Origin of the sequence: Actinomycetospora flava (assembly GCF_037400335.1) — a bacterium.
GTDB lineage: Bacteria > Actinomycetota > Actinomycetes > Mycobacteriales > Pseudonocardiaceae > Actinomycetospora > Actinomycetospora flava.
This window is the reverse complement of the sequence record NZ_JBBEGM010000001.1, coordinates 903,112-923,389: the sequence shown is the minus strand read 5'-3', so window position 1 is coordinate 923,389 and position 20,278 is coordinate 903,112. Positions and strand designations below refer to the sequence as shown.

General features: G+C 75.9%; 18 protein-coding genes and 1 pseudogene. 11 read left to right on the top strand and 8 right to left on the bottom strand.

All coding sequences use genetic code 11. The annotated features are described in order from the left end of the window. The first annotated feature begins 57 nt into the window (after positions 1 to 57). Positions 58 to 714, top strand: a complete 657-nt coding sequence (locus WCD58_RS04510; protein WP_337699909.1) for a response regulator — start codon at positions 58 to 60, stop codon at positions 712 to 714. Further along, on the top strand, positions 711 to 2,693 hold the full coding sequence (locus WCD58_RS04505; RefSeq protein WP_337699907.1) for a sensor histidine kinase: 1,983 nt from the start codon (positions 711 to 713) through the stop codon (positions 2,691 to 2,693). Before WCD58_RS04510 ends, WCD58_RS04505 begins: the two co-directional genes overlap by 4 nt. On the opposite strand, the gene WCD58_RS04500 is transcribed toward WCD58_RS04505, so the two are convergent. After that, a complete protein-coding gene (locus tag WCD58_RS04500; protein ID WP_337700804.1) occupies positions 2,690 to 3,199 on the bottom strand; it encodes an amino-acid N-acetyltransferase in 510 nt (169 codons plus the stop codon). The genes WCD58_RS04505 and WCD58_RS04500 overlap by 4 nt on opposite strands. Positions 3,200 to 3,267: 68 nt before the next feature. Here WCD58_RS04500 and rimO point away from each other — a divergent pair, with 68 nt between their 5' ends. The 4 genes and pseudogenes from rimO to WCD58_RS04480 all read left to right on the top strand — a co-directional run bounded on the left by rimO (position 3,268) and on the right by WCD58_RS04480 (position 7,134). Continuing rightward, entirely contained in the window at positions 3,268 to 4,782 is a 1,515-nt protein-coding gene (rimO, locus tag WCD58_RS04495) for a 30S ribosomal protein S12 methylthiotransferase RimO (RefSeq protein ID WP_337699905.1), read from the top strand. Beyond that, on the top strand, positions 4,779 to 5,405 hold the full coding sequence (gene pgsA, locus WCD58_RS04490) for a CDP-diacylglycerol--glycerol-3-phosphate 3-phosphatidyltransferase (RefSeq protein WP_373696179.1): 627 nt from the start codon (positions 4,779 to 4,781) through the stop codon (positions 5,403 to 5,405). The genes rimO and pgsA overlap by 4 nt, the downstream gene beginning before the upstream one ends. Before the next feature lie 165 nt (positions 5,406 to 5,570). After that, positions 5,571 to 5,786, top strand: a pseudogene (locus tag WCD58_RS04485) (helix-turn-helix domain-containing protein); the annotation flags it as partial. Between the two features lie 517 nt (positions 5,787 to 6,303). Next, the gene (locus WCD58_RS04480; protein ID WP_337699903.1) at positions 6,304 to 7,134 is read left to right on the top strand and encodes a PspA/IM30 family protein; all 831 of its coding nucleotides are present in this window, start codon (positions 6,304 to 6,306) and stop codon (positions 7,132 to 7,134) included. 4 nt (positions 7,135 to 7,138) lie between these two features. On the opposite strand, the gene WCD58_RS04475 is transcribed toward WCD58_RS04480, so the two are convergent. Then, entirely contained in the window at positions 7,139 to 7,927 is a 789-nt protein-coding gene (locus WCD58_RS04475; RefSeq protein ID WP_337699901.1) for an AraC family transcriptional regulator, read from the bottom strand. 86 nt (positions 7,928 to 8,013) lie between these two features. Between WCD58_RS04475 and WCD58_RS04470 the strand changes: the two genes are divergently transcribed. Beyond that, positions 8,014 to 8,430 carry a DUF2000 family protein gene (locus WCD58_RS04470; RefSeq protein WP_337699899.1) on the top strand — a complete coding sequence of 139 codons (417 nt, stop codon included), beginning with the start codon at positions 8,014 to 8,016 and terminating at the stop codon, positions 8,428 to 8,430. Here WCD58_RS04470 and WCD58_RS04465 read toward each other — a convergent pair. The 5 genes from WCD58_RS04465 to WCD58_RS04445 all read right to left on the bottom strand — a co-directional run bounded on the left by WCD58_RS04465 (position 8,405) and on the right by WCD58_RS04445 (position 15,026). Then, a complete protein-coding gene (locus WCD58_RS04465; protein WP_337699896.1) occupies positions 8,405 to 9,040 on the bottom strand; it encodes a hypothetical protein in 636 nt (211 codons plus the stop codon). The two genes, WCD58_RS04470 and WCD58_RS04465, sit on opposite strands and share 26 nt — an antisense overlap. Before the next feature lie 117 nt (positions 9,041 to 9,157). Further along, positions 9,158 to 11,887 (bottom strand): ATP-binding protein, encoded by a 2,730-nt coding sequence (locus WCD58_RS04460; RefSeq protein WP_337699895.1) that lies wholly within the window; start codon positions 11,885 to 11,887, stop codon positions 9,158 to 9,160. A 25-nt stretch (positions 11,888 to 11,912) separates the two neighbouring features. Continuing rightward, entirely contained in the window at positions 11,913 to 12,812 is a 900-nt protein-coding gene (locus WCD58_RS04455) for a DNA-formamidopyrimidine glycosylase family protein (protein WP_337699892.1), read from the bottom strand. A 24-nt stretch (positions 12,813 to 12,836) separates the two neighbouring features. Then, the gene (locus tag WCD58_RS04450; protein ID WP_337699888.1) at positions 12,837 to 13,160 is read right to left on the bottom strand and encodes a hypothetical protein; all 324 of its coding nucleotides are present in this window, start codon (positions 13,158 to 13,160) and stop codon (positions 12,837 to 12,839) included. A 60-nt stretch (positions 13,161 to 13,220) separates the two neighbouring features. Beyond that, positions 13,221 to 15,026 carry an MFS transporter gene (locus WCD58_RS04445; RefSeq protein ID WP_337699886.1) on the bottom strand — a complete coding sequence of 602 codons (1,806 nt, stop codon included), beginning with the start codon at positions 15,024 to 15,026 and terminating at the stop codon, positions 13,221 to 13,223. 228 nt (positions 15,027 to 15,254) lie between these two features. On the opposite strand from WCD58_RS04445, the gene WCD58_RS04440 reads away from it, so the two are divergent. The 4 genes from WCD58_RS04440 to WCD58_RS04425 all read left to right on the top strand — a co-directional run bounded on the left by WCD58_RS04440 (position 15,255) and on the right by WCD58_RS04425 (position 19,158). Beyond that, positions 15,255 to 16,754 carry a M28 family metallopeptidase gene (locus WCD58_RS04440; protein WP_337699884.1) on the top strand — a complete coding sequence of 500 codons (1,500 nt, stop codon included), beginning with the start codon at positions 15,255 to 15,257 and terminating at the stop codon, positions 16,752 to 16,754. 93 nt (positions 16,755 to 16,847) lie between these two features. Further along, the gene (locus WCD58_RS04435) at positions 16,848 to 17,657 is read left to right on the top strand and encodes an IclR family transcriptional regulator (protein ID WP_337699882.1); all 810 of its coding nucleotides are present in this window, start codon (positions 16,848 to 16,850) and stop codon (positions 17,655 to 17,657) included. Positions 17,658 to 17,764: 107 nt separating this feature from the next. Next, the gene (locus WCD58_RS04430) at positions 17,765 to 18,904 is read left to right on the top strand and encodes an inorganic phosphate transporter (protein WP_337699880.1); all 1,140 of its coding nucleotides are present in this window, start codon (positions 17,765 to 17,767) and stop codon (positions 18,902 to 18,904) included. 11 nt (positions 18,905 to 18,915) lie between these two features. Beyond that, positions 18,916 to 19,158, top strand: coding sequence for a hypothetical protein (locus WCD58_RS04425; RefSeq protein WP_337699878.1), 243 nt, complete (start codon positions 18,916 to 18,918; stop codon positions 19,156 to 19,158). A 129-nt stretch (positions 19,159 to 19,287) separates the two neighbouring features. Here WCD58_RS04425 and WCD58_RS04420 read toward each other — a convergent pair whose 3' ends face one another. Further along, the gene (locus WCD58_RS04420) at positions 19,288 to 20,271 is read right to left on the bottom strand and encodes a hypothetical protein (RefSeq protein WP_337699875.1); all 984 of its coding nucleotides are present in this window, start codon (positions 20,269 to 20,271) and stop codon (positions 19,288 to 19,290) included. Positions 20,272 to 20,278: the final 7 nt, after the last annotated feature.

The window sequence follows — 20,278 nt, the reverse complement described above, 5'->3', positions numbered from 1 at the left end:
GGGCATGGGGCGCGAGGCGAACTCGCGCGGGACGAGGTGCTGGCAGGATGACCGGCCGTGGGGATCCGGGTGCTGCTCGTCGACGACCAGCCGATCGTCCGCACCGGGTTCCGCACCGTGCTCACCGCCGCGGGCGGGATCGACGTCGTCGGCGAGGCGGGCGACGGCCCGGCCGCGGTCGCCGCCGTGGGCTCGTACCGCCCGGAGGTCGTCCTGATGGACGTGCGCATGCCCGGCGGCGACGGGCTCACCGCCACCGAGCAGATCACCGCCTCGTACCCCGACACCCGCGTGCTGGTCGTGACGACCTTCGACGTCGACGACTACGTGCGCCGCGCCCTGCGCGGGGGCGCCAGCGGCTTCGTGCTCAAGGACTCCGACCCCGAGGACCTGGTGCGCGCGGTCCGGACGGTGCACGCGGGCGAGTCCCTGCTGGCGCCGTCGGTGACCACCCGCCTGGTCCGCGACTGGGTCACGCAGGAGCCGGCGACGCCCGCCGCGCCGCCCGAGGGCCTCACCGCCCGCGAGCACGACGTGCTCGTGCTCGTCGCCCGCGGGCTCTCGAACGCCGAGATCGCCGCCGAGATGGTGGTCGCCGAGTCGACGGTGAAAACCCACGTCGCCCACCTGCTGCGCAAGCTCGGCCGCCGCGACCGCGTGCAGCTCGTCGTCCACGCCTTCGAGTGCGGCCTGGTGCCCGCGCGTCCGGCATGACGTTCCCGGAGCTGCGCCCGGTGGACGCGCTCGTGGTCGGCGTCCTGCTGGTCATGGTGGCGCTGTCCGCCCTCGCCGTGGGGGCGTGGAACCCGGGCGTGGGCGGCGGGCGGGTCGTCGCGGTCGTCGCCGCGGGCGCGGTCCAGACGGTGCCGGTGCTGTGGCGGCGGGTGCGTCCCGTCGGCGCGCTGGTGGTGTTCGCGGTGAGCGTGCCGGTCGGGTGGGCGCTGGTCGAGGCCGTGCCGACCTACACCTGGGCGGTCCTCGTCTTCGGTGTCGTGCGGCGGGCCCGGCCGCTGCCCGGCGCGGTCGCGGTGGTCGGCACCACGCTGGCGGCGCCGCTGCTCGCCGGGCTCGCCGTCCACCCCCGCGAGCCGCTCACCGCCCTCGGGGTCGGGGCCTCGCTCGAGATCACCCTGGTGCCGTTCGTGCTCGGGGCGGGCGCCCTCGCCCTCGTGGCCCGCGTCCGCGCCGCCCGGGTCGACGCGCGTCGCCGGCAGACCGAGCACGAGCGCCTCGCCGACGCCCTCGGCGCGCAGCGCGACCGGCTCGCCGGCGACCTGCGCGAGCTCGTCGCCGTGCGCGTCGAGCGGGTCGTGACACGCACCCGGAGCCTCGCCGACGCCCCCGACCCGGCTCCGGTGCTCACGGCGATCGCCGCCGAGGCCCGCGCCGCCCTCGCCGGGATGCGCCGGGCGCTGAGCGTGCTGCGCGGGCCGGTCGGCGAGTCCGATGCGTCCGGCGAGGCGGGTCCGGTGCCGGCGCCCGCGAGGGAGGCGCCGTCGCCCTGGGCGCCGTCCCGTGGCGGTCTCGCCCTCGCCGTGGCGGTGGCCGGGCTCGCCGGGGTGCTCGGGCTGCTCGCCGACTACGCGGCGCCCCACCTGCGCCCGGGCAGCCCGGTGGCCGACACGGTGGCGCTGTTCGACCTCGACCCGACCCGCCCGCTCGGCCTGCTGCCGCTGCTGGTGCAGGCCGCGACGCTCGGGTGGTGGCGCCGGGCGCCGCTGCCGGCCCTGGTCGTGGCCACGGCGGCGTCGGCCGTCGCGTCGGCGATGGGCACGACGCACCTGGTCACGGAGGCGTCGTGGAGCGTGCTGGTGTTCGGGGCGGGGCTCGGCGCCGGCGTCGTGGCCTCGGGGCTCACGGTGCTGGCGTGCACCGCCGCCGTCGCGATGACGACGCTGACGCTGGGGCTGCCCGCCGCGCTCGCCTCGAGCCGGGCGTCCGTGGCGCTGTCGTACGTGATCGTCCCGGCGATCTGGGGCCTCGGGGTGCTCCAGCGCCGCGCCGCCCGGGCCGCCGCCGGGCGCGCCGACGCGCGGGCGGCCGAGAACGCGGCGCGCGCCGTGACCGCCCAGCGGCTCGGCCTGGCCCGCGAGCTCCACGACGTCCTGGCCCACGAGCTGTCCGCGCTGGTGGTCACCGTGCACGCCGCCCGCGTGGCCCCGGACCCCGCGACGCTCGCGACGATCACCGAGGCGGGCGAGCGGATCGCGACCGCGCTGCCCACCCTGCTCGACGGCCTCGGGCCCGGCGTGCCGTCGGGGGAGGAGGCCGAGCACCTCGAGCTCGACGCCGCGACGGTCGCGGCGCTCGTCGCCCCGGTGCGCGAGGCGGGGCTGCCGGTCACCGTCGACGTCGTCGGCGCCGCCCCCGCCGACCGCCCCGAGACCGACGTCATCGCGGCGCGCATCGTCACCGAGGCCCTCACCAACACCCTGCGCCACGCCGGCCCCGCGCCGACCCGGGTCACCGTGCGCCATGAGCCCGAGGCGGTGGCCGTCGAGGTGGTCGACGAGGGTGTGCGCGCCGGGCACGCCGTGTCCCGGGAGGGCTCGGGCCTGGGGATCGTCGGCATGCGCGAGCGCGCCGCCCTCGTCGGCGGGACCGTCGAGGCGGGCCCCAGCGGCGGCGGCTGGCGCGTGGCCGCGCGCCTGCCCCGGCAGGAGGCGGGCGTCCTCGTCGAGGCCTCGAGCTAGAGCTCGAGGAGCATCCGGCTGTTGCCGAGCGTGTTCGGTTTCACGTAGGCGAGGTCGAGGAACTCGGCGACGCCCTCGTCGGCCGACTGCATCATCTCGGCGTACACGTCGGGGCTGACCGGCGAGCCCTCGATCTCGGTGAACCCGTGCTGCTCGAAGAACGCCACCTCGAACGTGAGCACGAACACGCTGCGCAGGCCCAGGGACCGCGCCTGGGCCAGCAGCTCGTGCACGAGACCGTGGCCGATGCCCGCGCCCTGCATCCGGGGGTCGACGGCGATGGTGCGGATCTCGGCGAGGTCCTCCCACAGCACGTGCAGGGCGCCGCACCCCACGACCTCGCGCCCGCGGATCGCCACCCGGAACTCCTGGACCGTCTCGTACAGGGTGACCAGCGGCTTGCGCAGCAGGATGTTGTCGTCGGCGAACGAGTCGACCAGCGTCTTGATGCCGCGGACGTCGGCGGTGCGGGCGCGGCGGAGGAGGACGGGAGCCGCCTTGTCCATCGTCTCGGTCACCAGGCGCTCACCACCAGCGGAGGGTAGGCCAGGGCCCGGGCCGATAGGCTGGGGAGGTGGTCGAGCGCTCCCCCCAATCCCCCGAGCGCCCCCGTGTGGCGCTGGTGACCCTCGGGTGCGCCCGCAACGACGTCGATTCCGAGGAGCTCGCCGGCCGGCTGGCGGCCGAGGGCTGGGACGTCTCCGGGTCCGCCGACGGCGCGGACGGTGACGCGGACGTCGTCGTCGTCAACACCTGCACCTTCGTCGAGCAGGCCAAGAAGGACTCGGTCGACGCCGTGCTGGCGGCCGGGGGCGGTGACGCGAAGGTCGTCGCGGTCGGGTGCATGGCCGAGCGGTACGGCGCCGAGCTCGCCGAGGCGCTGCCCGAGGCCGCCGCCGTGCTCGGCTTCGACCACTACGGCGACCTGCCCGCCCGCCTGGACGACGTCCTCGCCGGGCGCCCCCTCGCGTCGCACACGCCGACCGACCGTCGCACGTTGCTGCCGATCAGCCCGGTGAAGCGCCCCGAGGCGGTGCGCGACACGAGCATCCCCGGGCACGAGTGGGTGCCGACGGTGCCGCGCCGGCGCCTCGACGACGCCCCCGTCGCCCCGCTCAAGCTCGCCTCCGGGTGCGACCGTCGCTGCACCTTCTGCGCGATCCCGTCCTTCCGCGGCGCCTTCGTCTCGCGCGACCCGGGCGACGTCGTCGCCGAGGCCGCCTGGCTCGCCGACCACGGCGTGGCCGAGGTGCTGCTGGTCAGCGAGAACTCCACCTCGTACGGCAAGGACATCGACGCCCGCGGCGCCGCCGGGGGAGCGCTCGAGCGCCTGCTGGGCGAGCTGGCCGAGGTCCCCGGGATGCGCCGGGTGCGCGTCTCGTACCTCCAGCCCGCCGAGGTGCGCCCGCCGCTCCTGGCGGCCATCGCCCGCACGCCGCGGGTCGCGTCGTACTACGACCTGTCCTTCCAGCACGCCAGCGCCACCGTGCTGCGCCGCATGCGGCGGTTCGGCTCGCGCGAGACGTTCCTCGCGCTCTGCCGCGAGATCCGCGCGCTCGACCCGGAGGCGGGCATCCGTTCCAACGTCATCGTCGGCTTCCCCGGCGAGACCGAGGAGGAGCTCGCCGAGCTCGAGGCGTTCCTGGCCGAGGCGGAGCTCGACGCCGTCGGGGTGTTCGGCTACTCCGACGAGGACGGCACCGAGGCCCTCGGCCTGCCCGACAAGATCGACCCGACGGAGATCGCCGCCCGCGTCGAGCGCATCACCAGCCTCGCCGAGCACGTCGCCGAGGACCGGGCGGCGCGCCGCGTGGGCACGACGGTCGAGGTGCTGGTCGAGCGGTGGGACGACGAGGAGGACGCCTGGATCGGCCGCGCCGCCCACCAGGGGCCCGACGTCGACGGCGAGTGCACGCTCCTGGGCGACGAGGACCTGCTGGACGCCCTCGCGCCCGGCGTGGTGGTCACCGGCCGGGTCACCGACGCGGAGGGCATCGACCTGATCGTCGAGGCCCGCGACGTCGCGGGCGAGACGGCCGGCGAGAGCGCGGTCGACGGCGCCGCGCCGGTCGGGGCGGGGGCCCGGTGACCAGCCGCGGGTCGGGCGGGTCGTCCTCGTCCACCGCGTCCACGCCGCCGTCCGGGGTCGTCGCGCCCGTCCCGCTGGTCAACATCGCGAACGCGCTGACCGTCGTGCGGCTCGTCCTGGTGCCGGTCTTCCTCGTGGTGCTGTTCGTCGACCACGGGCAGAGCACGACGTGGCGCTGGGCGGCGTTCGCGGTGTTCGCGATCGCCTCGCTCACCGACACCTTCGACGGCGACCTCGCCCGCCGCTGGGGGCTCGTCACCGACTTCGGCAAGATCGCCGACCCCATCGCCGACAAGGCCCTGACCGGCGCGGCACTGGTCGGGCTGTCGATGCTCGGCGAGCTCGCGTGGTGGGTCACCATCACCATCGCGGCCCGCGAGCTGGGGGTGACGCTGCTGCGGTTCTGGGTGCTGCGCCACGGCGTGATCCCCGCCAGCCGCGGCGGCAAGATCAAGACGGTGCTCCAGACGGTCGCGTTGGGGCTCGCGATCATGCCGCTGCCGCCGGTGTTCGCGCCGGCTGTGGCGGTGCTCATGGTGGCCGCGGTGGTCGTCACCGTCGTCACCGGCGGCGACTACCTGGTGCGCGCGCTGCGGCTGCGGGCGAAGGCACGCGCCGCCTGAGGCCGTTCGAGTCCTGTTCGCTCAGGACGAACAGCCCCGGGCCCGCGTCACCGTCCCGGCCGCGTCGATCTCGGTACGGTGGACGGACACGGTCGTCGACGTCCGGTCGGAACTCCTCCGGGCGCTGCTGCGGGGACACCCACGACCGGTGCTGGGAGGTGTGGCATGTCGCTGCTGTTGCGCGAGGCCATCGGCGGGACGATCCGGCGCGCCCGGACCGAGCGACGCCGCACGCTGCGGGACGTCTCGCGGGAGGCGCGGGTCAGCCTGGGCTACCTCTCGGAGATCGAGCGGGGCCGCAAGGAGCCGTCGAGCGAGCTGCTCGCGGCCGTCTGCGAGGCGCTGGACCTGCCGCTGCCGGAGCTGCTGGACGAGGTCGCGGACGCCCTGCGCCCGACGCCGCGCCGGGTGCCGGTGGGCGCCGGGGCCGGGGCACGCGGGGGGTTCGACGACCCCGCGGTCGACCCCGAGCTGCGCTCCGCGGTCGAGGAGGCGTTCGAGGCGGACACAGCGGGTGCGGGGGAGGGCGCGAGCATGTCGGCCCGCATCCCCGCCCCGCCCGAGCCCGAGGAGCCGGCGGCGCCGCGCACGGTGGCGCTGCCCGAGCCCGAGGGCGCCCCGCTCACCGACGACGGCGAGGAGGTCGTGGCGCCCGTGGAGGGGGCGACGACGGTGCGTCTGGTGGGCCTGGTCGGCGGTGTCGGGGGGCCCCGATCCGCCACCGTGGTGTGCGTCGCGGCCTAGGTCGTGTGATCGGTGTGAGCGCTGTGAGCAGCGTGATCGCCGGGAACGGCGGGTCGGTGGAAGCCTCCGACAGGAGGTGAGACGATGGTCGGGAGACCAGGCGCGGATGTCGCCCGCCTGAGCCGGATCGACGTCACGAGTTGGGCGGGAGCAGATGGCCAACCCCTTCGTCAAGGCCTGGCGGTACTTCCTGGCCGCGTTCTCTTCGAAGATCGATGAGCACGCGGACCCGAAGGTCCAGATCCAGCAGGCCATCGAGGACGCGCAGCGTCAGCACCAGGCGCTGTCGCAGCAGGCCGCGTCGGTGATCGGCAACCAGCGCCAGCTGGAGATGAAGCTGAACCGCCAGCTGGCTGACATCGAGAAGCTGCAGGCCTCCGCGCGCCAGGCGCTGGTCATGGCCGACGACGCCCGCGCCAAGGGCGACGAGGAGGGCGCGCGCCGCTACGAGCAGAGCGCCGAGCAGTTCGCGTCGCAGCTGGTCACGGCCGAGCAGAACGTCGAGGACCTCAAGACGCTGCACGACCAGTCGATCGGCGCCGCGCAGCAGGCCAAGCAGGCCGTGGAGCGCAACGCGCAGACGCTGCAGACCAAGATCGCCGAGCGCACCAAGCTCCTCAGCCAGCTCGAGCAGGCCAAGATGCAGGAGCAGGTCTCCGCGTCGCTGCGCTCGATGAGCGAGGTCGCGGCGCCGGGCAACACGCCGTCGCTGGACGAGGTGCGCGACAAGATCGAGCGCCGGTACTCCACGGCGCTGGGGCAGGCCGAGCTCGCGCAGAACAGCGTGCAGGGCCGCATGCTCGAGGTGGAGGCGGCCTCGCGCGACTACGCGGGCAAGAACCGGCTCGACCAGATCCGCGCCTCGATGGGCCAGGGCGGCTCGCAGATCCCGGCCGGGCAGCAGCCCCAGCCGCAGGTGCAGCCGGCCCAGCCCGCGGCGCCGCAGCAGCAGCCCACGCAGCAGCAGGTGCCGGGCCAGAACTGACGGGTCAGCCGGGGCGGGCCGCGAACCGCCCCGGCGTCGTCCCGACCACCCGGCGGAAGTGCCGGGTGAGGTGCGCCTGGTCGTGGAAGCCCGCGGCCGTGGCGACCGCGGCGGGCGGCATGCCCGCCAGCACCAGCCGCCGGGCGAGGTCCACGCGCCGCCCCGTGAGGTAGCGGTGCGGCGGGAGCCCGAACTCCGTGCCGAACGCGCGCACGAGATGCGTGGGGTGGGCGTGCAGCAGCCGCCCGGCCTCGTCGAGGCCCAGCCCCTCGGTGACGCGGGCGTCGAGCAGATCCCGCAGGCGGTGGGCCAGCGTGCGGTCGTGGCGGAGCGCGGCGGACTGCTCGCCGAGGTGCACGGCCAGCCGCTCGACGATGAACGCGAGCCTGCTCTGCGCGGCGAGCTCCTCGCCGGGGTGGCCCAGCGCGTGGTGCAGCCGGTCGACGCGCCGGCGCAGCGCGGGGTCGTCGAACGCGGGCCGGTCGACGGCGCGGCCGATGAGCGACGGGGCCGCCAGCGCGGCGTCGTCGAGGTACACGACCCGCTTGCGGAACCCGCCGGGCCGCGCGGAGCGCCCGTCGTGGGCGACGTGCGGCGGGAGCAGGGTCACCGAGGCCGGGAGCGCGCCGTGCTCGTGGCGGTCGAGGTCGTAGCGCACGGCGCCGTCGTCGACGATCAGCAGCGTCCACGCGTCGTGGGTGTGCGCCGGGTAGGCGTGGTCGACGAAGTGCGCGTGGAACACCTCGCGGATCCCCGGCACCGCCGGGCGCCAGGCCCGGACGTGCTCGGACACGGAGCGGAGCGGAGCTGGACCATCGACTCTGCCCACGCCAGGAACGTACAAGACCCCGCAGCCGCCGCCGGGTGATCGTGGACGCCATGAGCAGCGGATTCGACACCAAGATCGCCGTCGTGCTGCGCGACGACCTCGCCGGCTGGCAGTCCCTCAACGTGACCGCCTTCCTCACGAGCGGCATCACGGCGGCGACCCCGGAACTGGTCGGCGAGCCCTACGCGGACGCCGACGGCACCCCGTACCTCGCGATGCTGGGGCAGCCGGTGATGGTGTTCGCCGCCGACGCCGCGGTGCTGCGCGCCGCGCACGGCCGGGCGCTGGGCCGGGGCCTGCGGCCCGCCGTCTTCACCGCGGACCTGTTCGCGACCGGCAACGACGAGGACAACCGGGCCGCGGTCGCCAAGGTCGCCCGCGACGACCTCGACCTGGTCGGCCTCGCCGTGCACGGTCCGCGCAACGCCGTCGACAAGATCGTCAAGGGCGCGCGGATGCATCCGTGACGGGGACGTCGGCGCCCGCCACCTCCCAGCGGTCCATGCGGTCGGGCGGCGAGACGAGGGCCGGGTCCTCGCCGGCGCCGGGGTCGGTGGCGTCGATCGCCGTGCGGGCCGTGTCGAGCACGGCGGGCCCGGTCGCGAGGAGCAGCGCCCGCATCGAGCGGGACAGGCGGTCCCACAGCACCATCAGCCGCACGGTGCCGGGCACGGCCCGCGCCGCGGGGATGACGTCCCGGCGGTGGACGCGGTCGATGGTGGCGCGCGCGGCGTCGCTGAAGGGCCCGTCGAACACGGCGAGGCCCGCCACGGCCGGCTCGGCGTCCGCCGAGGCGCCGGGCTCGTCGTCGACGACCTCGTAGACGGTGTCCTCGTCGATCGTGACCGGCGGTGCCGCGGGCCCGGCGGCGGCGCGGGTGCGCTCCGAGGCGGCGCGGGCGTCCTCCTCGGTGGACCACAGGGTCACGAGCGCCCGCATCGCGGTGGGCCCGGAGACCATGAAGTAGGCCCCGCTGTAGCCGGCGTGACGGCGCAGGATGTCGGTGAGCGCGCGGCGGTGCGCGTCGGGGTCGTCGGTGGTGGGCAGGCTGCTGACGGTCTGGAGTCGGGCGAACACGGCGTCCACGTCCTCTCGGTGTGCTGGGTGGATGCCGTCGAGCGTGGCGCCGGGCGCGGGGCGCGGGCCTCCGTGCTGGTACGGAGATGCCGGTACGGAGTTCGCGGTACGCAGGACTCAGGGCAGCGCGTCGGCGGCCCACGCCGCGAGCTGGGTGCGGTTGTGCAGCCCGAGCTTGGCGAGCGCGTTGCGGACGTGGCTCTCGACGGTCCGCTCGCTGACCACGAGCCGCGCGGCGACCTCCCGGTTGGCCAGGCCGGTGGCGACGAGGGCGACGGTCTCGCGCTCGCGGGCGGTCAGCGAGCCGGCGCCCGGCCCGACCCCGGAGAGCTCGGCGAGCAGCGCCGAGGCACCCTCGAGCGTCGGGCGCAGGCCGAGCCGCCGCGCGAGGGTGCGGGACTCCTCGAGGGTCCGCCGGGCGCGGTCGCGGTCCCCGGCGTCGCCGCGCGCCGCCAGGGCCCGGCCCAGCGCCAGCCCCGACTGCGCGAGCCCCGGCAGGGCGCCCAGCCGGCGGTCGGACGTCACGGCCTGCTCGGCGAGCCGGACGGCGTCGTCGTGCTCGCCGATCCCGCGGGCGACGTGCGTGGCGAAGCGGGCGATCGGGCCGGGGGCGCCGGTGCTGCTGTCGCCGCGCAGGGCGGTGTGGGGTCGCAGCTGCTCGTGGACCGAGCACAGCACCTCGGTGTCGCCGTAGGCGACCGCGAGCTCGCTCCCGGCACAGATGATCGGGCGCCACCGGTTGGTGAGCGGGACGGCGAACAGGTGCGGGCGCAGCTCGTCGTACAGCGTGCGGGCCAGGTCGTGGTCGCCGCGGTCGAGGAAGGCGATGCCGCCGGTGGCCCAGAAGACCGGGACGTGGCGCATCAGCGCCATGGCCTCCTCGTCGGGCCGCCAGGTCGCGAGGGTGCCGAGGTCGCGGTGCAGCAGGCTCACGAAGGCCTCGAACAGGGACGGCGCGGTCGGGTCCTGACCGCGGCGCCCCAGCTCGCGGAAGCGGTGGGCCAGCGCGAAGGCGACGTCGTAGCGGCCCACGAGGTGGGCGCGGGCGGCCCGGGCCCGCAGTTCGTGCCAGCGGGCGAGGCCGCCGCCGAGCCGGTCGGCCACGGTGCCGAGGGCTTCGATGCCGGCGTCGACGACGTCGATGGCCCCGAGCTCGAAGGCGTCGTCGATGCGCCAGACGTGGCCCCACACCAGGGCCTCGGGGCGCCGCGTGGTGCTGCCGAGCGCGATGGTGCGGCGGCCGACGGCGAGCCGGTCCTCCACCAGCCCGGGAGCCCCGCACACCTCGTAGCGCGCGTGCAGGGCGTGCAGGACCGCGTCGACGCCCTCGGGCTCGTCGGCGTGCCGGTCGGCCATCGCGAGCGCCCGGGCCGAGATCTCCGCCGCCTCGTCGGCGCGCCCGCGCACCCCCGCGGTCATGGCCTCCTGGGCGAGCACCCGCGCGCGCCGCGCCGAGTCCTCGCCGGCGAGCAGCACCCCGGCGCGCTCGAGGAGCGCCTCGATGCGTCCGGCGACCAGGTCCGGTCCGACGCCGCGCACGACGACGGCCGCGCCGGCCGCGAGGTCGGCGCGGCCCTCCTCCTCGGCGACGTCGAGCACCGCGGCGGCCTCGGCGAGCGCGTCGGTGGTGCGGTCCGCGCGGGCCAGCGCCCGCGCCAGCGCGAGGCGCACCTCCGCGCCGCGGACCCGGTCGTCGGTCACCTCGAGGGCGCGCCGGTACCAGTCGGCGGCGTCGTCGGGTGCCCGCCGGGCGGTCGCGGCCTCGGCCGCCGCGCAGCAGGCCTGCGACGCCGCGGCCCGGCCGGCGGCCGAGTCGGCGGCGGCGATCCGGTGGCGCGCCACCTCCCCGGCGCGGTCGGGCGGGAGCGCGTCGGCGAGGCGGCGGTGCTCGGCCAGGCGCCGGGCGGCGGGGAGCCCGTCGTGGCACGCGGCGCGCACGAGCGCGTGCGACCACCGCACCCGCCCCGCGTCCCGGGGGTCCTCGTCGAGCAGGCCCGCGGCGAGCACCTCGGCGAGGGCCGCCGGGGACGCGTCGAGGACGGCGAGCTCCACGTCGTCGCCGGCGACGGCCGCGGTGGCCAGCAGGTCGCGGGCGGCGGGGGAGAGCGCCGCGGCCCGGCGCCGCACCAGCGGCGCGACCGCCTCCGCGTGCACCGCGGGGGCCCGCAGGAGCTCGGTCAGGTGCAGCGGGTGCCCCGCGCTGACCCGCAGCAGGGTGTCGACGGCGTCGGCGCCGGGCCCGGTGCCGTCGCGGCGCCGCAGGAGCTCGTGGAGGGCGTCGCGCCCGAGACGTCCCGGGCGCAGCGCGGTCGGGACCGCGGCCTCGAGCCCCTCGGGGACCGGTTCGCGGGTCGTCGCCACCAGCAGCAGCGGGGGCCCGCGCGTGGCCACGACCTCGCCGGCCAGGTGGTGCAGGAGGGCGAGCGAGGCGTCGTCGGCGGCGTGCACGTCCTCGAGGGCCACCACGAGCCCGCCGTCCGCGGCCGTCGCGAGCGCGTCGGCGGTGTCGGCGAGGGCGCGGAAGCGGGCCTGGGTGTCGCCGGACTCGGGACGCGCGCCGAGGTCCAGGACGCCCGGGTCCAGGCCCCGGTCCCGCGCGGCGGACCCGCCCAGCAGGCGCAGCCAGGGCCAGAACGCGGGGGTGCCGAGGTCGGCGCTCGCCCGTCCCAGCAGGGCGGGCACGCCCCGGCGCTCCGCGGCGTCGAGCAGCGCCCCCAGCAGCGTCGACTTGCCGATCCCGGCCTCGCCGACCACGAGCACCGCGGTGCCCCGGCCCGCGCGCGCGTCGTCCAGCGCGGAGACGAGCACGGCGGTCTCGTGCTCGCGGCCGGGCGGGGCGGGGTCCATCGCGGCAGTGTGGACCCGCCCGGTTTCAGCCGTAGCGCGCTTGCCGCCCGGACTGCTGCTGGGGTCGGCGCCCCCGCCGGCGCTCCAGCGGCGGGTGGGGCCCGGGCTGGCAGGTGGGGCAGAAGTAGGCGATCCGGTCCTCGCGGTCCGGCGAACCCCCATCGGCGTGCTGTGTCTCTGCCTGCCCCGCCGTGCGCACCACGTCGCGGCAGCGCCGGCAGCCCCGCCCACCGCGCTCGAACACCCAGTGCTGGGCGTTGCCCCCGAGGTCGCCGGTGGTCGACTGCTCGGGGCGCCAGGCGTTGCGCAGGAGCAGCTTGCGGGACCAGGCGACGGCGTCGTGCACCTGCCGGTCGGACAGGTCGCCGACGCGGGTCCACGGGGAGACGCCGACGAGGAAGCAGACCTCGGCCTTGTAGAGGTTGCCCACCCCGCACGCGACGCGCTGGTCGAGCAGGGCGGCGCCGAGCTCGCGAGCGGGGTCGGCGCGCAGGCGGCGCTCCACCTCGGCCTCCGCCTCCGGGCCCCAGTCGTCGCCGAGCAGGTCGGGGCCGAGGTGCCCGACGAGGTCGCCCTCGCGGTCGGTGGGCAGCAGCTCGAGGTCGTGCAGGCGGTAGCCGACGGCGACCCGGTCGGGCACCTCGAGGATCGCGCGGATCGAGTGCTCGGGACCGCCGCGCCACGGGCGCCCGGGCCGGTAGAGGTGCCACGTCCCGTCCATGCGGAAGTGGCTGTGCAGGCTGGTGGCGTCGTCGAAGCGGGTGAACAGGTGCTTGCCGACGCTGACGACCTCGAGGACCGTGCGCCCGGCGAGGTCGTGCTCGACCAGCCGCGGGTGCCGCAGCTCCCCGCGCGTCAGCGTCGCGCCGGCCAGCGCGTCGTGCATCCGCCGGCCGGCGAGGAAGACGGTGTCACCCTCGGGCACGAGGCCATGGTCCCACCGTGTGCGTCAGTCGTCCGGACGGCCGGGATACGCCGGCACCGGTTCCTCCGCCACGCCGTCCCGCGGGTCGCCGGCGGCCACGTCGACCGGGGCAAGCGCCGACGCGAGGCGGGCGCGCAGCGCGCCGAGGTCGCGGGTGTGCGGGTCGCGCGGGTCGGTCGTCGTGCGGTCGACGCTCTGCAGGACGTCCACGAGCTGCTCGACCAGGGCCCGCGCCTCGATCCCGAGCAGGGCGAGGTCCTGGCCGTCGAGGTCGCGCGTCACCGTGCCCGCGCGCAGGGCCGAGGTGGCCTGACGGACGGCCACCACCGGGGTGTCGTCGCTGGACATGTGCTCCTCCGGCATCGTCGGCGGAGAGGGTCGACAGCGGAGTGCCACGTGTCGGGCGGGTCACAAACCCCCGGCGGGGCAGCGCGCGGGGATCTCCGCGAGCGGCTCGGCCGTGCGGCTCAGCACGAGGGGCCGGTCGAGGGTGACCTGGCCCGGCGCGACGTGCACGGCCGTCGGCCGCGCCCCGGCCAGCCCGGCGATGAGCAGCACCGGGCGCTCCGGGCCGGGGTCGGCGGCGAAGGCGCCGTCGGGGTCGACGGGCGCCACGGCCAGCTGCCGGCCGTCGTTGCCGACCAGCGTCACCAGCGCACCCTCGGCGGGGCCGCCGTGTTCGTGCAGGACCCGCCCGCGCAGGACGGGGGCGTCCTCGGGGGCGTCCGCCGTCCCGTCCGGCCCGATCCGCTCCACGTGCTCGATCCGCTCGGTGGTCTCGGCCGGCTCCGGGAGGTTCGGCACCGCCAGGCTGACCACCAGCGCCAGCAGCGCGCACCCGGCGGCGATGAGCAGCGTCGTCTGGATCGCGCCCAGCGACGGCACGAGCGAGCCCTCGATCCGCACCGTGGACGCCCCGAGCACGACGGCGGCGACGGCCGACGCGGTCGACGTGCCGATCGAGCGCATGAGGGTGTTGAGGCCGTTGGCGGCGGCGGTGCGCGTCGTCGGCACGGCGCGCATGATCAGGGCGGGCAGCGAGCCGTAGGCCAGGGCGACCCCGGCGCCGATCACCGCGATGACCAGCGAGATCTGCCACGCCGCCGAGAGCAGCATCGTGCCCGCGGCGTAGGCGACGCCGATGATCACGAGCCCGAGGCGCAGCGACGCCCGCGGACCCCACCGCGCGGAGATGCGGGCGGTCACCGGCGACATCAGCATCATGACGATGCCGTTCGGCGCCAGCGTCAGGCCCGCGACGAGCAGGCTGAGGCCCAGCCCGTGGCCCGACGCGAGCGGCGCCGAGAGCAGCTGCGGGAAGACGACCATGCCCGTGAACATCGCGACGCCCACGGGGATCGAGATCAGGTTGGGCAGCAGCACCGCCCGCTGCGCGTTGAGGCGCAGGTCGACCAGCGGGTCGCGCACCCGCAGCTCGTAGAGGCCCCACGCGAGCAGCGCGACCACCGCCACGCTTGCCGAGGCCAGCGTCGCCGCGCTGGTCCAGCCCCACTCGCCGCCCTTGGACACGGCGAGCAGCAGCCCGATCAGCCCGATCGAGAGCCCGACCGCGCCGCCGGTGTCGAAGCGCCCGCCCGAGCGGGTCGACGACTCCGGGATCACCAGGGCGACCAGCAGGAGCCCCGCGAGCCCGAGGCCGCCCGCGACCCAGAACAGCGCGTGCCAGTCGGCGATCTCGACGATCACGGCGGCCAGCGGCAGGCCGAGCCCGCCGCCGATGCCCAGCGTCGCGCTCATCAGCGCGATGCCGGAGCCCAGGCGCGCCGGCGGGAGCGTGTCGCGCATGAGGCTGATGCCCAGCGGCACCGCGCTGACCGCGACGCCCTGCAGCGAGCGCCCGACGAGCACCGGCACGAGGTCGTTCGTCATCGCGCAGATCACGGACCCGGCGACGAGCAGGCCGAGCGTCGCGACGAGGACCCGGCGCTTGCCGATCATGTCGCCGAGGCGCCCGGCGATCGGCGTCGCGACCGCGCCGGCGAGCAGCGTCGCGGTGATCACCCAGGAGGCGGTCGCCGTCGACGTGGACAGCAGCTGGGGCAGCTGGGGGACCAGCGGCACGACCAGCGTCATGCACAGCGACGCGACCAGGCCCACCGAGGACAGGACGGTGACCACGAGGGCGGGGCTCGGTCCCTGCCCGGCCCGTGGGGATGCGGCCTGCTGGGCGTCCGGCGCCTCGGCGTGCGGCACGCAACCCTCCTCGGGGAACGGGATCGTTGGCTGTGCCAACCAACAGTAGCCCGCGTCTCTTCCCGCGGAAGCGGTCGGCGGGCGTGAATCCGGTCGCTCCGGGGCGCTCGATCCGCCCGTGCTCACCGGGAGTTCACGCCTGGACACTCCGGGCCGACGAGACGGGCTCGACCGGTTCGGGGTGGTTCCTGCCACACCGTCCGGCGCCGTCCGCTACGGTCCGTGAGCATGATCGGGACGCGAGTGATGACGGCCCTCGCCCTCAGCGGCCTGCTCGCGCTCACCGCCTGCGGCTCCGGCAGCGGTGACCCAGCGACACCCGCGCCGTCCCCCTCGGCGGCGTCCGCGCCGACCGGTGACCCCGGCCTGTCGCGGCGCCTCGCCGAGCAGGTCACCGGCGACGGGGCATTCACGCGGCTCGAGGAGCTCCAGCGGATCGCCGACGCGAACGGCGGCAACCGCGCCTCCGGGCAGCCGGGCTACGACGCGAGCGTCGAGTACGTCGCCGGCCAGCTGCGCGCGGCGGGCTACCAGGTGGAGACGCCGAGCTTCCCGTTCGACACCTTCTCCGCGCAGGCCCAGACGCTCGCGGTCGGCGGCGCGCCCGGGCCGGCGGTCACCGCGCTGACCTACTCGCCGACGACCCCGCCCGAGGGCGTCACCGGCCCGCTGGTGGTGGCGCCGGACGCGCCGGGCGACCCCACGCCGGGCTGCGAGGCCACCGACTACGCGAACCTGCCCGCCCGCGGCGCGGTGCTGCTGGTGCGCCGGGGCGCGTGCACGTTCACGCAGAAGCAGCAGATCGCCTCCGAGGTCGGCGCCGCGGCCGTGCTCGTCGGCAACAACGCCCCCGGCCCGCTCGGCGGCACCCTCGGCTCGGTGGCGGACGGCCGCCTGCCCACCGGCGGGCTCCTCCAGCCGGACTTCGACGCGCTGCTCGCCCGTGCCGGCCAGCCCGCCACGGTCACGCTGGTGACGCAGTCGCGGACGATCACGACGCGCAACGTCATCGCCCAGACCACCACCGGGCGCACCGACGAGGTCGTCATGGCCGGCGCGCACCTCGACTCCGTGCCCGAGGGGCCGGGGATCAACGACAACGGCTCCGGGTCGGCCGCGCAGCTCGAGCTCGCCGTGCGTCTCGGCGGCGCCCCGCCGGTGACCAACGCCGTGCGGTTCGCGTGGTGGGGTGCCGAGGAGGTCGGCCTGCTCGGGTCGACCGCCTACGTCCGGGTCCTGACGCCCGAGGCGCGCCGCGACATCGCGGTGCTGTTCAACGCCGACATGCTCGGCTCGCCGAACCCGGCCTACTTCGTCTACGACGGCGACGACTCCGACCGGCAGGGCGCGCCGCCCGGGCCGCGCGGCTCCGACGGCATCGAGCGCACGTTGAACGCCGCGCTCACCGCGGCCGGGGCGCAGCCGCAGGGCACCGACTTCGACGGCCGGTCGGACTACGGGCCCTTCGTGGAGGCCGGCATCCCGTCCGGCGGGCTGTTCAGCGGCGCCGAGGAGATCAAGACCCCGGAGCAGGCCGCGCTCTGGGGCGGGCAGGCGGGCGTCCCGTACGACCGCTGCTACCACCAGGCCTGCGACACCCTCGCGAACATCGACCGCGTGGCGCTCGACCGCATGCTCGATGCCCTGGCCGTCGGCGTCGGCACCTACGCGGTCGATCTCGGTGGTCCCAACGGCGTTCCCACGCGGGATCAGCGCCAGACGCGCTGAGAACGGGTAGGGTTGCGCGGTTCGCAACCCCCGCGGCGCCGGCATGACCCCGCTTCCTCGTCGGGCGCGTCCGATCGGGGAGGATGGGGAACGATGACGGCCACCGACGGCGACCCCGAGGAGACCGGACGTGGGCGGAGCGAGCCCTCGCTCGTCCGCTCGGTCGACCGGGCGGTGACGGCGCTCGAGGTGGTCGCCGAACGCGGCGAGGTCGGCATCACCGAGCTCGCCGAGGAGCTCGGCGTGCACAAGTCCACCGCCTCGCGCCTCGTCGCGGCGCTCGCCCGCCGCGGCATGCTCGAGCAGCTCGGCGACCGCGGGCGGGTCGCGCTCGGCTTCGGGGTCGTCCGCCTCGCCGCGTCCGCCACCGGGCGGATGGACATCGCCCGCCTCGGCCAGCCGACGTGCCAGCAGCTCGCGGAGCAGGTGGGGGAGACCGTCAACCTCGCCATCCACGACGGCGAGGCCGCCATCAACGTCACCCAGGAGTTCGGCACCGCCTCGGTGACCACGCAGAACTGGGTGGGCCGGCGGACCCCGCTGCACGCGACCTCGGCGGGCAAGGTGCTGCTCGCGTACATGAGCGACCCGGAGCGGCGCGCCTTCCTGCGCCGGCGCCTGCCCCGCTACACCGAGTCGACGATCACCGAGCCGGCCGCGCTGCGCACCGAGCTCGCCCGCGTCGTCGACGAGGGCCACGCGCGCTCGTTCGAGGAGCTCGAGGTCGGCCTGCACGCGGTCGCGGTTCCGGTGTGGGGCGCGGCGGGCGACGTCGTCGCCGCGCTCAGCGCCGCCGGCCCGTCGTACCGGCTCCCGCGACGCCGGGCGCGGGCCATCGTGCCCGACCTGCGCGCGGCCGCGGAGGACCTCTCGACCCGTCTGGGATGGGTCGGCTCGTCCTAAAGGACGGCCTCTGAGCAGGTAAAACATCTTTGACCGCGTGTTCCTCCGGCGTTCGTGACGAACGCTTACGGTCACCGCCGTCCCACCCTCGGAAGGGGAATGGTGCGGTGGACCTCTCACTGATCGTCATCGTCGTGGTCGTCACGGCGCTGGCCTTCGACTTCACGAACGGCTTCCACGACACGGCCAACGCCATGGCCACCTCGATCGCCACCGGGGCACTGAAACCCAAGGTGGCCGTCCTCATCGCCGGCGTCCTCAACGTCGTCGGCGCGTTCCTGTCCGTCGAGGTCGCGAAGACGATCTCGAGTGGTCTGGTCGACGAGGCCCAGATCTCGCCCGTCGTGATCTTCGCCGGCCTCATCGGCGCGATCCTCTGGAACCTGCTGACCTGGCTGCTCGGCCTGCCGTCGAGCTCCTCGCACGCCCTGTTCGGCGGCCTCATCGGGGCGACGCTCGTCGCTGCCGGAGCGGGCGCGGTGAACTTCGGCGCCGTGCTGTCCAAGGTCATCCTGCCGGCGGTGATCTCGCCGGTGCTCGCCGGGATCATCGCCCTGGTCGCGACCTATCTCGCGTACCGCACGACCGCGCGGGCCGACGACGGCACGGTCAAGAAGGGCTTCAAGGCCGGGCAGATCGGGTCGGCGTCGATGGTCGCGCTCGCCCACGGCACCAGCGACGCCCAGAAGACGATGGGCATCATCACCCTCACGCTCATCACCGCCGGCGTGCTCGCGCCGAACTCCGGGCCGCCGTTCTGGGTGATCCTGGCGTCCGGCCTGGCGATCGGCCTCGGGACCTACCTCGGCGGCTGGCGGATCATCCGCACGCTCGGCAAGCGCGTCAGCGAGATCGAGACGCCGCAGGGCTTCGCCGCCGAGGCCAGCACCACGGCGGTCATCCTGACCTCGTCGCACCTGGGCTTTGCGCTCTCGACCACCCAGGTGGCCACGGGCTCGATCTTCGGTGCCGGCGCGGGCCGCCGCCTCGCCGCGGTGCGCTGGAGCGTCGCCGGCCAGATGGCGATCGCCTGGATCCTCACGCTGCCCGCCGCCGCGGTCGTCGGGGCCGTCGCCGCGTGGGCCGCCTCGACCGGCGTCGTCGGCACGGTGATCGTCGCCCTCGTGGCGATCGCGGTCGCCGCCGGCATCTACGCCGCCTCGCGGCGCCGCCCGGTCACCGCCGACAACGTCAACGACGTCGGCGACGACGCCGCCGTCCGCCACGAGCCCGCCGTCCCGGCCTGAGAGGAGAAAGCATGAACATCGACTGGGCCTCGCTGGGCGAGGTCGCCCTGGTGTCGTTCGCCGCGGGCGTCGTGGTGGTCTTCCTCGTGTCGCTGGCCATCGTCGGGCTCTCCGCCCGCGTGCGCCCGGGCGTCGGCGGCCCGGAGGACGGCGCCCCGACCCTCGGCGCGGGAGCGGGCACGGCGATCGCGGTCGTCTGCCTCGCGGCGGTCGTGGCGATCGTCGGCTACGGGCTGTACATCATCGCGGCCTGAGCGGCGCAGCGACGGTCGCCGGGAAGCAGCGAACGTGGCGTTCGCTGCTTCTCGGCGCCCGAACTCCCCGTTGATCATCCGGCGTGGGCGACGGCACGACGTCCACGCGGCGCTCTGAGCTCGCGCGAGTTACGTCAGATCAGGGTGGTCCTTGACCCACCACAGGAACTGGCGGGCGTGGTCGAGGTCGACGAACCGGTTGCCGATCAGCTCGACCAGCAGGTCGTTGCTCCAGTAGGCGAGCCGCCCGATCGTCTGCGAGGTCGTCTCCGGGGGCGGCAGCTCGATGCCGAACACCTGGCGGGCGATCTCGCGCTTGCCGCCCGCGGGGCTGGTGTAGACCAGCAGCGGCAGGAACCGCTCCGGCTCGACGATGCACAGCACGCGGGTCAGCATCGCCTCGCGGAACCCGGGCATCGCCGGGGCGTCGTCGGAGGTGATGAGCTCGGTGAGCCGGTCCTCGGGCGCCGGCGGGTCCTCGCCGCGCAGGAGGTGCTCGATGACGCCGCGGAACGCCTCGGCCGCGCGCTGGTTGCCGAGCGCCCGCCACTCGTCGTTGAACCGGCTCATGTTGCCGGGCCGGGCGACGACCTTGCTGTTCGCGAAGTCCTTGAGCGCCACCGGCGTGGTCCAGGGCAGCGCGTCGGGCTCGAACGCCTGGCGGTAGACGTCGCGGTAGCGCCCGGCCTCCTCGTCGGGGTGCGGGAAGTCGGCGAGGAACTCCCGGCGCAGCCCCTCGATGACCCGCCAGCGCTCGGGCGACACCAGGTCGGCCGTCGCCGTGAACCGCGCACGCGCGGTCTCCACGTCCTCCAGGGGACGCCGCTCGCGCTGCGCCACGGGGCCGCGGGTGCCGGAGGTCCGGCCCGCCGAGCGGGTCACGGAGTCCGAGGAGCGCGTCGGTGGCCGCGCCGGGGCGGCCTTCTTCTTGCTCGTGGAGCCCGTGGTGCTGCGCGAGCGCGTGGTCTGGCTGACCGCCCGCGGTGACACCGGCTTGGCCCCGAGGACCCACTCGTGCCCGCAGGCCGTGCAGCGCATCATGTTGCGGCCGTCGTCGGCCATGCCGAGGTACTCGGCGGCGGACTCCTCACACGTCGGGCACGCCAGCGCCATTGCTCTC

What these genes read in the sequence shown, in the direction of transcription:
- WCD58_RS04480 (WP_337699903.1), top strand. Translation starts at nt 6,304, where the DNA reads ATGGCCAACCCCTTCGTCAAGGCCTGGCGGTACTTCCTGGCCGCGTTC.
- WCD58_RS04505 (WP_337699907.1), top strand. Translation starts at nt 711, where the DNA reads ATGACGTTCCCGGAGCTGCGCCCGGTGGACGCGCTCGTGGTCGGCGTC.
- WCD58_RS04440 (WP_337699884.1), top strand. Translation starts at nt 15,255, where the DNA reads ATGATCGGGACGCGAGTGATGACGGCCCTCGCCCTCAGCGGCCTGCTC.
- WCD58_RS04500 (WP_337700804.1), bottom strand. Translation starts at nt 3,199, where the DNA reads ATGGACAAGGCGGCTCCCGTCCTCCTCCGCCGCGCCCGCACCGCCGAC.
- WCD58_RS04450 (WP_337699888.1), bottom strand. Translation starts at nt 13,160, where the DNA reads ATGTCCAGCGACGACACCCCGGTGGTGGCCGTCCGTCAGGCCACCTCG.
- WCD58_RS04460 (WP_337699895.1), bottom strand. Translation starts at nt 11,887, where the DNA reads ATGGACCCCGCCCCGCCCGGCCGCGAGCACGAGACCGCCGTGCTCGTC.
- WCD58_RS04435 (WP_337699882.1), top strand. Translation starts at nt 16,848, where the DNA reads ATGACGGCCACCGACGGCGACCCCGAGGAGACCGGACGTGGGCGGAGC.
- WCD58_RS04425 (WP_337699878.1), top strand. Translation starts at nt 18,916, where the DNA reads ATGAACATCGACTGGGCCTCGCTGGGCGAGGTCGCCCTGGTGTCGTTC.
- WCD58_RS04470 (WP_337699899.1), top strand. Translation starts at nt 8,014, where the DNA reads ATGAGCAGCGGATTCGACACCAAGATCGCCGTCGTGCTGCGCGACGAC.
- WCD58_RS04420 (WP_337699875.1), bottom strand. Translation starts at nt 20,271, where the DNA reads ATGGCGCTGGCGTGCCCGACGTGTGAGGAGTCCGCCGCCGAGTACCTC.